The 12413-nt window shown below is 59.8% G+C and carries 9 protein-coding genes; 8 read left to right on the forward strand and 1 reads right to left on the reverse strand.

Annotation, left to right across the window (positions count from 1 at the left end):
• Positions 1-15 precede the first annotated feature (15 nt).
• From ACK6D9_RS16335 to ACK6D9_RS16355, 5 genes are all read left to right on the forward strand, one after another.
• Positions 16-1593, forward strand: a complete 1578-nt coding sequence (locus ACK6D9_RS16335) for a phytoene desaturase family protein (protein ID WP_412049300.1) — start codon at positions 16-18, stop codon at positions 1591-1593.
• Positions 1590-2081 carry a MarR family winged helix-turn-helix transcriptional regulator gene (locus ACK6D9_RS16340; RefSeq protein WP_267653044.1) on the forward strand — a complete coding sequence of 164 codons (492 nt, stop codon included), beginning with the start codon at positions 1590-1592 and terminating at the stop codon, positions 2079-2081. Before ACK6D9_RS16335 ends, ACK6D9_RS16340 begins: the two co-directional genes overlap by 4 nt.
• 222 nt (positions 2082-2303) lie before the next feature.
• A complete protein-coding gene (locus ACK6D9_RS16345) occupies positions 2304-4451 on the forward strand; it encodes a thiamine pyrophosphate-dependent enzyme (RefSeq protein ID WP_412049301.1) in 2148 nt (715 codons plus the stop codon).
• Between the two features lie 4 nt (positions 4452-4455).
• Positions 4456-6039: an indolepyruvate oxidoreductase subunit beta family protein gene (locus ACK6D9_RS16350; protein ID WP_412049302.1), complete on the forward strand. Its 1584-nt coding sequence runs from the start codon at positions 4456-4458 to the stop codon at positions 6037-6039.
• Positions 6040-6300: 261 nt separating this feature from the next.
• Positions 6301-6732, forward strand: a complete 432-nt coding sequence (locus ACK6D9_RS16355) for a PACE efflux transporter (protein WP_412049303.1) — start codon at positions 6301-6303, stop codon at positions 6730-6732.
• A gap of 112 nt (positions 6733-6844) precedes the next feature.
• Here the strand turns inward: ACK6D9_RS16355 and ACK6D9_RS16360 are convergent, their stop codons facing one another.
• Positions 6845-8452, reverse strand: coding sequence for an ABC transporter substrate-binding protein (locus ACK6D9_RS16360; RefSeq protein WP_412049304.1), 1608 nt, complete (start codon positions 8450-8452; stop codon positions 6845-6847).
• Positions 8453-8874: 422 nt separating this feature from the next.
• Here ACK6D9_RS16360 and ACK6D9_RS16365 point away from each other — a divergent pair, with 422 nt between their 5' ends.
• Genes ACK6D9_RS16365 through ACK6D9_RS16375 form a run of 3 tightly spaced genes read left to right on the forward strand, consistent with a single transcriptional unit; the run spans position 8875 to position 12406 of the window.
• Positions 8875-9855 carry an ABC transporter permease gene (locus ACK6D9_RS16365; protein WP_322989386.1) on the forward strand — a complete coding sequence of 327 codons (981 nt, stop codon included), beginning with the start codon at positions 8875-8877 and terminating at the stop codon, positions 9853-9855.
• Entirely contained in the window at positions 9852-10766 is a 915-nt protein-coding gene (locus ACK6D9_RS16370; RefSeq protein ID WP_322989387.1) for an ABC transporter permease, read from the forward strand. The genes ACK6D9_RS16365 and ACK6D9_RS16370 overlap by 4 nt, the downstream gene beginning before the upstream one ends.
• Positions 10763-12406 carry an ABC transporter ATP-binding protein gene (locus tag ACK6D9_RS16375; protein WP_412049305.1) on the forward strand — a complete coding sequence of 548 codons (1644 nt, stop codon included), beginning with the start codon at positions 10763-10765 and terminating at the stop codon, positions 12404-12406. Before ACK6D9_RS16370 ends, ACK6D9_RS16375 begins: the two co-directional genes overlap by 4 nt.
• Positions 12407-12413 lie beyond the last annotated feature (7 nt).

The following is a 12413-nucleotide window of genomic DNA, read 5'->3' on the forward strand; positions in this document are numbered from 1 at the left end:
CGGAGACCGGGCATCATGGCAGACCATGACCACATCATAGTCGGCAGCGGCATCAACGCGCTTGTCGCTGCGGCCATGCTGTCTGCCAAGGGGCAACGGGTGCTGGTGCTTGAGCGCGCAGACCGTTTCGGCGGCTGCATGCGCACCGACGAGATCACCTTGCCCGGGTTCCACCATGATGTGATGGCCGCCACGTTCGTTCTATTTCTCACCTCCCCGGCCCATGGCGCGCTCGGCTCTGATCTGGCGCGCCATGGGCTCGAATTCTGCCATACCCCACACCCCACCGCCGTGCTCAGGCCCGACGGCTCATCGCTGGTGCTGACCACCGACCGGGCCACCAACATCAAGACGTTCAACGCGGCCGCCGCAGGTGATGGCGACCGCCACGCTGCCGACGTCGGCGCCATCGAGGCCGATGCCCCGTTCCTGTTTGCTCTGTTGGGTGGCGAATTATGGAGCTGGCAGACGGCCAAACTGCTGGCCCGGCAGGCCTGGAGCCGCGGCCTCCGCGGTCTTGCCGCCTGGGTCGGTGAGGCTCTGCGGCCGTCCCGCACCTGGCTCGAAGCGGGCTACGCCTCCGAACGTATCCAGGCGCTCCATGCACCCTGGGTGCTGCATACCGGGCTGACCCCCGAATCCGCCTATGGCAGCCAGATGGGCAAGGTCATTGCCTTTGCGCTCGAAGCTGCCGGTGCGCCGGTGGTCAAGGGGGGCGCAGGTCAGGCCGTTGCCGCCTTCAAAAGCCTGATTGAGGAAAATGGCGGCCAGTTGCGCGCCAATGCCGATGTTGACCAGGTAATCATCGAAAACGGCCGCGCCACCGGCGTCAGGCTTGCCGACGGAACCACGATCACAGCAGACAACGTGATCTGTTCGGTACCGCCCAGCCAGCTCTACCAACGCCTGCTGCGCGACCAGAAACAAGCGGTTTCCGAGAAAGACACAGCACAGCTCAAGCAATTCCGTCATGGCCGCGGCAATTTCCAGCTGCATTACGCCATCGACGGCCCGATCCGCTGGAAAACCGCTGGGCTTGAGGATGTGGCGCTGGTCCATTTGGCCGACGGCATCGACTCGGTGTCCAAATCCGCAAACGAAGCCGAGCGCGGGATGTTGCCCGAGACGCCGACCATCTGCGTCGGCCAGCCGCACAGGCTCGACCCGAGCCGCTGCCCGGAGGGCAAGTCGATCCTGTGGCTGCAGATCCCTGATGCCCCGCGCGTGCTCAAGGGCGATGCGGCTGGAGAGATCGAAACCTCCGGCACCTGGGACGACGCCACCCGCGAGGCCTTTGCAGACCGTATCGAGGCGATCCTTACCCGGCATATCGACGGATTTTCCGAGAGCGTACTGGCTCGCAAGGCCTATTCACCGGCCGATCTGGAAGCTCTCAACATCAACCTCGTCGGTGGCGATCCCTATGGCGGGTCCTGTGCGCTCGACCAGTTCTTCATCTGGCGACCGTTTTCCCACTCGGTCAATAACTCGACCAGTATTCGCAATCTGCACCACATCGGCGCGTCGACCCATCCCGGACCGGGGCTCGGTGGCGGATCCGGTTTCCTGCTGGCCAAGAGGTTGGGCGCATGAACGAAATCAAGCCCACTGCGACCAACAAGGCAGAGCCGCTACGCCGGCTTGGCGAGATCGGCCTCTCCAATTTTGCCCCCTACCTGATGAACCGCATCATGGGCCGCTACAATGCCAATCTGCGGCATGAAATAGCCGGCCTCGGCCTGACCACGCCAAAAATGCGGGCGCTCGCGGTACTTTCGGTTATCGACGGGCTGCCGATCAGCGAACTTGCGGTTTACGCCGTGGTCGAGCAATCGACCCTGAGCCGCGCCCTCGAACAGCTCACCGCCGATGGCCTTGTGCGTCGCGATCCCGATCCTCACGACAGCCGCGTCACCCGCATTGTCATTACCGATGCCGGACGCGCCGCCTTTGAACAGCTCTGGCCATCGATGTCGCGGGTTTATTCACAAATGTTTCATGGCATCCCCACTGACGAACGCACCGCCTTCGTCGCCACCCTGCAAAAGGTGCTTCACAACATCAGGAAACACGATTTCTAGCCACCTCAATTCCGTGCATTCCACAGCGCCAGCCGCACGGCGGACACCCGTCCAGGAGAGATCCGATGAAACTATCCATTCTCGCTGCTGCTGCATTGACGCTGGCTGCAAGTGCTTGTGTTGCGCAGGCGCAAGCAATGCTTGGGAGAAGCAAGGCGGGTCGGTGCTGTGGTCCAACACGTCCCCGAAAGATAACAATGCGCCAGAATAAAGAGGTGTCAGATGGCTGAACGCTCATTTGCCAAGGAAGTCCAGAAACTCAAGATCGGCGAAGGTGAAACCTTTACCGGAGAAGGAATTCTGGCGCTCACCAAGGCGCTTCTGGAAGCTGGCGTCGGCTATGTCGGCGGTTATCAGGGCGCCCCGATCAGTCATCTGATGGATGTGCTCGCCGATGCCGAGGAAATCCTTACCGAGCTCGGCGTGCGCTACGAGGCCAACGCCTCGGAATCCGCCGCCGCGGCCATGCTTGCAGCCTCCGTGCACTACCCGATCCGCGGTGCCGTCACCTTCAAGGGTCCGGTTGGCGTCAATGTCGCCTCCGATGCGCTGGCCAATTTGTCATCCTCCGGTGTCACCGGCGGCGCGCTTGTGATCATCGGCGAGGATTATGGCGAAGGCTCCTCGATCATGCAGGAACGCAGCCACGCCTTTGCGATGAAATCGCAGATGTGGCTGCTTGATCCTCGGCCCAACCTGCCCTCGATCGTTCAATCGGTGCATCAGGGGTTTGAGCTGTCTGAGGCGACCAACACCCCGGTTATGTTGATGGTGCGGATCCGCTCGTGCCATGTCACCGGCAGCTTTGAGGCCAAGGACAACAAGCGTCCGCCGTTTACCGTCAAGGATGCGCTGGCCAATCCGCGCAGCGATTACGCCCGTGTGGTGCTGCCGCCGATGTCCTATATCCAGGAACACGACAAGATCGACAACCGCTGGCCGGCTGCCCAGAAACACATCGTCGAGCACAAGCTCAACGAGATGTTCGGCCCCGGCGAGGCACCGGTTGGCATCGTCCTGCAGGGCGGCATGTACAACGGCGTGATCCGCGCGCTGCAGCGTCTTGGTCTGGCCGACATTCACGGCGAAACCGAAATCCCGCTTTATGTGCTCAATGTCACCTACCCGCTGATCAGCGACGAGTTCCTCGAATTCTGCGAAGGCAAATCGGCGGTTCTGGTGGTCGAGGAAGGCCAACCCGAATTCATCGAGCAGGCATTGGGCTCGATGCTCTACCGGGGAGGCAAGTCGATCGGTTTGCACGGCAAGGACATGCTGCCAATGGCCGGTGAATATACCGGTCAGGTGATGCTCGACGGCATCGAGGCTTTCTTGAAGAAGGCGGCACCCGAATTCTTGCCCGCCCGGCTGCGCGCACCCAACAGCGAAGAAAAGCCCGCTCTGCCGGATCTGTCCAAGACCGTGCCGATCCGCCCACCTGGGTTCTGCACCGGCTGCCCGGAGCGACCGGTCTTTGCCGCCATCAAGCTGACCGAGCAGGCGCACGGCAAGCACCAGATCGCCGGTGATATCGGCTGCCATCTGTTTGCCACCCTGCCCCCGTTCGAAATCGGCGGCTCGACCATGGGCTACGGCCTTGGTCCGGCCTCAAACGCGGCCTTTGACGGCGGCGGCGACAAGCGCTCGATCTCGATCCTTGGCGATGGAGGCTTCTGGCACAACGGTTTGTCATCGTCGATCGGCAATGCCGTCTACAACAAGTCTGACGGCGTCATCGTCATTATCGACAATTTCTATTCCGCCGCCACCGGCGGTCAGGACATCCTCTCCTCGCGCGCCGAAAACGCCTCCAAGGCAACCGGCCACCCGATCGCCGACGCGGTCAAGGGCGTGGGCGTCAAATGGGTGCGCCAGATCGATCGCACCTATGACGTGCCGAAAATGCGCGAAATCCTCAACGAGGCGCTGACCACCGATCATGTCGGCCCCAAGGTGATCATTGCCGCTTCGGAATGCATGCTCAACAAGCAGCGCCGCGAAAAGCCGCTCGCAAACAAGGCGATCTCCGAGGGACGGCGGGTGGAAAAACCGCGCTTCGGCGTCGACGAGGACATCTGCACCGGCGATCATGCCTGCATCCGGCTGTCAGGTTGTCCGTCGCTGTCGCTGAAAAAACTCGATGATCCGTTGCGCGACGACCCAGTCGCCAGCATCGACCAGAGTTGCGTGGGTTGCGGCAATTGCGGCGAAGTCGCCGATGCCGCGGTGCTGTGTCCGTCCTTCTTCCGAGCCGACGTGGTCCACAATCCGGGATGGCTGGAGCGCACGCTGGGTTCCTTCTCCGGCAACGTGATTGCCTGGCTTCAAAACCGCCGCTCGCGTGGCCGCATCGAATTTGGGCAGGTCTGATCCAATGGCAAGCAAAACCCAATCCGCGCTAAAATCCAAACCACACGATACCGCGCTCGACGAGGTCATCAAGCTCGCCGTCATGGCCGTTGGTGGCCAGGGCGGCGGCGTGCTGACCAACTGGATCGAGGATTGCGCCCGCCGCAACGGCTATGCCGTCCAGGCCACATCGGTGGCCGGCGTCGCCCAGCGCACTGGCGCTACCATCTATTACATCGAGATGGCACCGGCCGGTGATCGTCCACCGGTGTTCTCGCTGCTGCCGGCCGCCGGCGATGTCGACATTCTCGTGGCTGCTGAAATGATGGAAGCCGGTCGCGCCATCATGCGCGGCTTCGTCACCCCCGACCGGACCACGCTGATCGCTTCCTCGCACCGGGCGTTGGCGGTGTCGGAAAAGACCGCCCCCGGAGACGGCATCGCCGATTCCGACGAGGTTATCGCCGCCGCCGAAATCGCCGCCCGCCGCTTCATCCTGTTCGATATGGACACAATGGCGATCAAGGCCGGATCGGTGATTTCATCAACGCTGTTTGGCGCGCTTGCCGGTTCCGGAGCGCTGCCGTTCGAGCGTGAAAGTTTCGAGGCCGCGATCAAGGCTTCCGGGCGCGGAGTCGAAGCCAGCCTGCGCGCCTTTGCAGCCGGATTCGAGGCCGCCGCCGGCGGCATTGTCGAAACACCATCCGCTGGCCCCGTAGACAAGCCTGCAAAAACCGCCCCGCAAGGACCGCAACCGCTTGTTGAGGAATGGCGTGTGCTTGAAGCCCGGGCCACCATCATACCCGAGCCGGCACGCGACATGGCTCTCACAGGTTTACGGTCGGTGGTGGATTTTCAGGATCTCGCCTATGGCGCAGAATATCTCGACCGGCTGGAGCGGGTACTGGCTGCCGACGATCCCGCCAAGGATCATGAACTGACCCGGGAAGCCGCCAAATACATCGCCAAGGCGATGGCCTATGACGACGTCATCCGGGTGGCCGATCTGAAGACCCGCGGCAGTCGTTTTGCCCGTGTGCGCAACGAAATCGGCCCGGCAGACGGTGCACGGATGAAACTCACCGAATTCATGCATCCGCGCGCCGAGGAGATCGTCGGCATGATGCCAGCACGCCTTGGGCGTCGGATGTCACAAAACCCAGCTGCGATGAAGCTGATCGACCGGGTGTTTAACCGCGGGCGCCGCGTGCGTACCGACCGGCTGTTGCCGTTTGCCCAACTTTACGTGCTCGGCGGACTACGCAAGTTCAGGCGCGGTACCTTGCGCCACGCGGTCGAAAAACAGCATCTCGACGACTGGCTCGATCTGGCGCTGAAATACCGTCATGTCGATTACGCGCTGGGCGTTGAAACCTTGCGCAACCGCCGCCTGATCAAGGGCTACTCAGACACCCACGCCCGCGGCCTGTCAAAATTCGACCGGGTGATGGATGGTGTGGCGCTGCTCGCCGGCAGAGACGACGCCGCCCATTGGTGCCGGCTGCTGCGCGAGGCAGCGCTGGCCGATGAAAAGGGCGACAAGCTTGAAGGTGCGTTGAAGACCGTCAGGTCCTTTGCCGTCCAGGGCGAGAGCACCCACGCAGATTGAATCTGATTACCTGAAAGCTTCCGCAACCATTTGATCAAATTGATTTTCAGCCTGCCAAGCCGGCCATCCCCCAGCCGAACTTGGCTAATTGCTGAGGGCATGGTGCATGAGAACCGCAGAAGGGCCAATGCCCTGCGACCAAAATCAGGATACGGGTCTTGTCTCATGCCCCCAACTTCATATATCTCAGGCTGAAGCGAGGACGACCTCCCCCATATCGGGTTTTGCATTCGGGACGGCCCTGAATTTTTGGGGATTCCCATGCGAACGACTGCTGACCGTATCCGTCACGCCCTGAGCTTCGAAATCATCGCCCTGTTTATCGTCACTCCTGCCGGCGCCTGGGCATTTGGCGTTCCCATTCATGATATCGGCGTTGTCGCCATTATCAGCGCGACGATCGCCACCGGCTGGAACTACCTCTACAATCTGCTGTTTGATCACGCCCTGATGCGGTTTAACGGAACTGTCCGCAAGACAATCGCTATGCGCGTCGCTCACGCCACCCTGTTCGAGGCCGGGCTGCTGATTGTGCTGCTTCCATTCATCGCCTGGTATCTCGACATTGGCCTGATCGAGGCGTTGATGATGGATATCTCGTTTGCGCTGTTTTACCTGATCTACGCGTTCATCTTCAATTGGGTCTACGACCTGGTCTTCCCGCTGCCAGCACCACAAACCGAAATCAGCTGACGTCGCCTGCGTTGTGCTGCGTCTCACCCGTACCCGCAGCGCATCACTCAATTGAAGCGAAAACGGCCGCGGATTGCTCCGCGGCCGAATGGTTCTAGGTTAAATCCTGAGATCAGGAAAACCACCAGCGTTCGGTGAATTTGCCGCCATCGGATTGCCAGTTGGCCGCAACATCTTCATCATGCGTCAGTGACTTGGAATGGGCATGAATGAAGTTGGCCCACATGCTGACGATAGCGCCGCCATCATCCTGCAGGATCTTCTGCGCTTCCCAATACTGGTCCTTGCGCTTGGTATCGTCGGTTTCCGACCGAGCCATGACAACCAAATCATTGAACTTCGCAGCCGCCTCACCGTCTTTCCAGGCGGTATCGTTCCACTCGGTGTCATTGGTATAGGCAGACGTGTACATCCAGTCCTGGGTCGGACGGCCACTCCAGTAGCACGCGCTCCAAGGCTTCTTGTTCCAGACGTTGGACCAGTAGCCATCGCTGGGCTCACGCACCAGTTCGATCTCGATTCCGGCTTCCTTGGCGGAAGCAGCAATCAGCTGAGCCGCATCGACGGCGCCGGGGAATGCAGCGTCCGAAACAGACAGCTGGATCGCACCGGAATGGCCGGATTTCTTGTAATGTTCGGCAGCCTTTTCGGCGTCGAACTCATGCACCGGCAGTTCGGTGTTGAAGAACGGCATCGAGGCATTGACCGGCACGTCATTGCCAGCCATACCGTGGCCGAGCAAAATCTTGTCGACAAGTTCCTGGCGCTTGATGGCATATTTCAGTGCCATTCGCAGGTCGTAATTGTCGAAAGGAGCAGCATTTACCCGCATTGGGAATGTGTAATGCTGTGTGCCGGTTGTCTGGAGAATATCAAGTGTCGGCACACGAGCCAGCAGAGACACGGTTTTCGGATCTACATTGTCGATAAAATCGACATCGCCGTTCATGATTGCGTTCTGGCGCGCTGTGGTGTCGGCGAGCGTGATGAATTCAGCTTCGTCGAAATGCGCACGGCCTTCCTTGAAGAAGTTGGGATTGCGCTTCATCAAGGTGCGCACGCCAGCTTCATAGCTTTCAATGATATAGCCGCCGGTACCGATCGGGCTGTTGGCATCTTCGATCTGGCCATCCACGGAGGGCATGATCATGATATGGTAATCGGAAACGATATACGGGAAGTCGGCATTGCCGCCTTCGAGTTCGAAGATCACACGGTTATCGCCGTCCTTCTTGATTTCCTTGATCGCAGTCAACAGGCCTTTGGCGGCAGACTTGGAATTTTCATCGCGGTGATAGTTGAACGTCGCGATCACATCGTCGGCTGTCATGGTCTTGCCGTTGTGGAATTCCACGCCCTTGCGCAGATCGAACACCCAGGTCTTGGCACCGTTTGATGGTTCGAAGCTTTCGGCCAGTTCAGCAATCAGTTTGCCGTCGTTGCCCACTTCCGTAAGCTGGTTGCCGCGGGCGTAGTTGATAGCCTGCGTCATCCCGTTTTCAGAGGTGCCCGGATCAAGCGCATCGGTCGTCGAACCGTAGGAAGAGCCATAGCGCAGTTTGCCGCCACTCTTGGGTGTTGCAGCGAGCACATTCGTCGCCAGCGTCAGCGCCGATGGAACAGCCAAACCAGCAGCAATGGCGGTCTTGATGAATTGCCGGCGATCAATCTGGCCTTCGCTGAGCCAGCGCGCCTGTTTTTTCAGATATTCGTCTCTCATGGCTTTCTCCGTTTTATTCCCAGAATTTTTTTATGTTCAATCCGTTGGGCGGGCTGTCGCTGAAAGCAGCGCCCCACCAATCGGCCTTATCCTGTCCCCCTGACACCTGTTGTCAACCACTGACACTAAATCCATCAATAGCATGGCCGGAGCAAGGCCATGGTCAACAAATTTAAGATTAAAGCATTGACATCGATCATGGCCATTAACGAGGCAGATCTATATCCAGAGAAATCAACGCCGATCATGTCCCCGTCTGCGCGCATATGGCAGTCAACTGTGATTAACTCGCAGCAGCCGGTTTACATTACAAGCCGAGTGACCAACAATACAACGAGTTGCTCAATGGCCAACGCATGCCATTCAGCCGCAGTTCGGATGATGGCTCCAAGTCCATCCAATAATTCAGAAGGGATACGCCGTTGAATGCTGTTGTGGAGACAATTCTCAAACGGCTTGGTCTCGGCATTGCCACGCTGTTCGTCGTCTCCGCCATCATCTTCAGCTCCATCTCGATGCTTCCCGGCGATTTCAGCGAAGCTGTGCTTGGCCAGGCCGCGACCAAGGAAACCGTCGCCGCGTTCCGCAAGGAACTGGGTCTCGATAAGCCCGCACCGATCCGTTATTTCGAGTGGGTCGGCTCCGTCCTTCAGGGCGATCTCGGAACTTCTTTCTCAGGCCGCAACGCATCCGGACAGGATCGCTCCCGCAAGGTCGTTGACCTGGTCATGCCACGGCTTTGGAACACACTGTTTCTGGCCGGCGTTACTGCTCTGATCGCCGTACCGCTGGCACTGTTTCTGGGACTTACTGCAGCACTTTACCGCAACACCGCCTATGACCGAATCGTCAATGGGGTGACGCTCACAACGATCTCGACGCCGGAATTTTTCGTCGCCTATATCCTGATCCTGTTCCTGGCCTCGCTGTGGCCGGTGTTTCCTTCTCTCGCCAACATTGATGCATCGACCGCCCTTGGCGAGCGGCTCTATCGCATAGCGCTGCCCGCACTGACGCTGACCTTGGTGATTGTCGCGCACATGATGCGCATGACCCGCGCCGCCATCATCAACCTGCTGGCCAGTCCCTATATCGAGATGGCGCGGCTCAAGGGGGCCTCGCGCTCCCAGATCATTCTCAAGCACGCCCTGCCCAATGCCTGGGCGCCGATCGCCACCGTCATCGCCTTCAACCTGGCCTATCTGGTTGTCGGCGTGGTCGTGGTTGAAGTGGTGTTCGTCTACCCGGGCGTCGGTCAGCTAATGGTTGACGCTGTGACCAGCCGCGACATTCCCGTGGTTCAGGCCTGTGCGCTGATCTTCGCAGCGACCTACATCCTGCTTAACCTGACCGCCGACATCATCGGCATCGTCACCAACCCGCGATTGTTGCACCCACGATGAGCGAGCAACCAGACACATACGCAGCTTCTGCCGAAGTCGGCGCTGTGCGTACCCGCCGCAGCCGCTTCGAACGGTTTGGCCTGTTGATGAAATCAGCCCCTCCGAGCGCCTGGTTTGGGATGATCGTGGTCGCCATTTACATCCTTGTGGCGATTTTCGCCGATGTCATCGCGCCCTATGGCGAGGCAGAAATTCATTCTGCTGCCTTCGCACCTTGGGGCGATGAGTTCTTTTTCGGCACCGACCAGATCGGCCGCGACGTGCTCACCCGGCTGATCTACGGCGCCCGCAACACCATGGGCATTGCGCTCGCGACCACGTTTCTGTCGTTTCTCATCGGCGGCGGCCTGGGCCTTGTGGCCGCCATCAATCGCCGTTGGCTTGACCAGGCGCTGAGCCGGTTCGTCGACGTTCTGATGGCAATTCCAAGCTTGATCTTTGCGCTGATGCTGCTGTCGATTTTCGGCTCCACCATCACCAGCCTGATCATCATCATCGCGGTGCTGGATTCCACCCGGGTTTTCCGCCTCACCCGCGCTGTCGCGGTTAATGTGGCGGTGATGGACTACGTGGAGGCAGCCAAGCTGCGCGGTGAAGGTCTCGGCTGGATCATGCGCCGGGAAATCCTGCCCAACATCATGCCGCCACTGGTAGCCGAATTCGGTCTGCGCTTCTGCTTTGTGTTCCTGACCATCGCCGCATTGTCTTTCCTCGGCGTCGGCATCCAGCCGCCGACGGCGGACTGGGGTTCGATGGTGCGGGCCAATGCTTCGCTGATTCAGTTCGCCAAATACGACATGACGGCGGCGATCACTCCCTTGCTTCCGGCCGCGGCGATTGCGCTTCTGACAGTCGCGGTAAATTTCATTGTCGACTGGTTCCTCCAGAAAACAAGCGGGCTCCGCGAATGACCGTCACTCCCGTAACCAACCCCGAATCCTCGGCCGATTTCAGCAATGAAATCCTGTTGAAGATGCGTGACATCCGCATCGACGGCTATTCCGACGAGCAGTGGCACCCGATCATCAAGGGCGTCGACCTGACGCTTCGCCGCGGTGAGATCATGGGGCTGATTGGCGAATCCGGCGCAGGCAAATCCACCCTCGGCAAGGCCGCTATGGGCTACACCCAACCCGGCTGCAAATTGACCGGCGGCTCGATCATCTTCGACGGGATCGACCTGGCCAAAGCCAAGGACCGCGACAAGCGCCTGCTTTGGGGAACCCGCATTGCTTATGTGGCGCAATCGGCCGCCGCCTCTTTCAACCCGGCGCATCGGCTGATCGATCAGACCGTCGAAGCCGCCACTCGGCGTGGAATCCGGCCCGATGCGGAATCGCGCGCCGATGCGGTGGAGCTGTTCAGGGCTCTGCAACTGCCCGATCCCGAAACCATCGGCAACCGCTATCCGCACCAGGTTTCAGGCGGACAGTTGCAGCGGGTGATGACCGCCATGGCAATGTCACCGCGCCCGGATCTGATCATCTTTGACGAACCCACCACAGCGCTTGACGTCACCACCCAGGTCGAAGTTCTGGCCTCGATGCGCAACATCGTCGCGGAATTCAACACGGCGGCGATCTACATCACCCATGATCTGGCCGTGGTGGCCCAGATGGCTGATTTCATCCAGGTGCTGCGCTACGGCGAAGAGGTTGAAGAAGCGCCGACCCGGCAGATGCTGACCAAGCCGGAAATGCCCTATACCAAATCGCTGTGGTCGGTCCGTTCGCTGGAAAAGCCCGAAGTCAAGGGCGAGGATATCGTCCTGTCGATCAACAACATCGACGCGGCCTATGGGCCGGTAAAGGTGCTGCACGATGTCTCCATCAAGCTTCCGCGCGGACGCACGGTAGCGGTTGTCGGAGAATCCGGTTCCGGCAAATCGACCACGGCACGGGTAATGACCGGATTGCTGCCGCCGCTCAGTGGCACCGTTACCTTCAATGGGGAAGAGCTACCCGCCGCCTTGAAGGATCGCTCCAAGGATCAGTTGCAGCGAATCCAGATGATTTACCAGATGGCCGACACGGCAATGAATCCGCGCCAGACGGTTGAGGACATCATCGGTCGACCTCTCGAGTTCTACTTCGGCCTCAAGGGCAAGGCGCGCGAGGAGCGGATCCTCGAGCTACTGGACATGATCGAGCTCGACGAGAGCTTCATGGACCGCCTGCCGTCCGAACTTTCCGGCGGTCAGAAGCAACGCATATGCATTGCCCGTGCGCTTGCGGCCCGGCCGGACATCATCATCTGCGACGAGGTCACCTCCGCACTCGACCAGATCGTGCAGGAAGGTATCCTGCAATTGCTGTTGCGGCTGCAGAAGAAATACGACATCACCTATCTGTTCATCACCCATGACATCGCCACGGTGAAGGCTATTTCGGACGAGATCGTGGTGATGTTCGAGGGCGAAGTTGTCGAACAGGGGCTCAAGAGCGAGATCCTGTCGCCGCCCTTCCCCGCATACACCAAACTGCTTTTGTCGTCGGTTCCGGAGATGGATCCCGACTGGCTCACCAATCTCCTGGAAAAACGCGACGACTGACCGGTAC

The organism is Hoeflea sp. Naph1 (assembly GCF_046837775.1).
GTDB lineage: Bacteria > Pseudomonadota > Alphaproteobacteria > Rhizobiales > Rhizobiaceae > Hoeflea.

What these genes read in the sequence shown, in the direction of transcription:
- ACK6D9_RS16335 (WP_412049300.1), top strand. Translation starts at nt 16, where the DNA reads ATGGCAGACCATGACCACATCATAGTCGGCAGCGGCATCAACGCGCTT.
- ACK6D9_RS16340 (WP_267653044.1), top strand. Translation starts at nt 1,590, where the DNA reads ATGAACGAAATCAAGCCCACTGCGACCAACAAGGCAGAGCCGCTACGC.
- ACK6D9_RS16345 (WP_412049301.1), top strand. Translation starts at nt 2,304, where the DNA reads ATGGCTGAACGCTCATTTGCCAAGGAAGTCCAGAAACTCAAGATCGGC.
- ACK6D9_RS16350 (WP_412049302.1), top strand. Translation starts at nt 4,456, where the DNA reads ATGGCAAGCAAAACCCAATCCGCGCTAAAATCCAAACCACACGATACC.
- ACK6D9_RS16355 (WP_412049303.1), top strand. Translation starts at nt 6,301, where the DNA reads ATGCGAACGACTGCTGACCGTATCCGTCACGCCCTGAGCTTCGAAATC.
- ACK6D9_RS16360 (WP_412049304.1), bottom strand. Translation starts at nt 8,452, where the DNA reads ATGAGAGACGAATATCTGAAAAAACAGGCGCGCTGGCTCAGCGAAGGC.
- ACK6D9_RS16370 (WP_322989387.1), top strand. Translation starts at nt 9,852, where the DNA reads ATGAGCGAGCAACCAGACACATACGCAGCTTCTGCCGAAGTCGGCGCT.
- ACK6D9_RS16375 (WP_412049305.1), top strand. Translation starts at nt 10,763, where the DNA reads ATGACCGTCACTCCCGTAACCAACCCCGAATCCTCGGCCGATTTCAGC.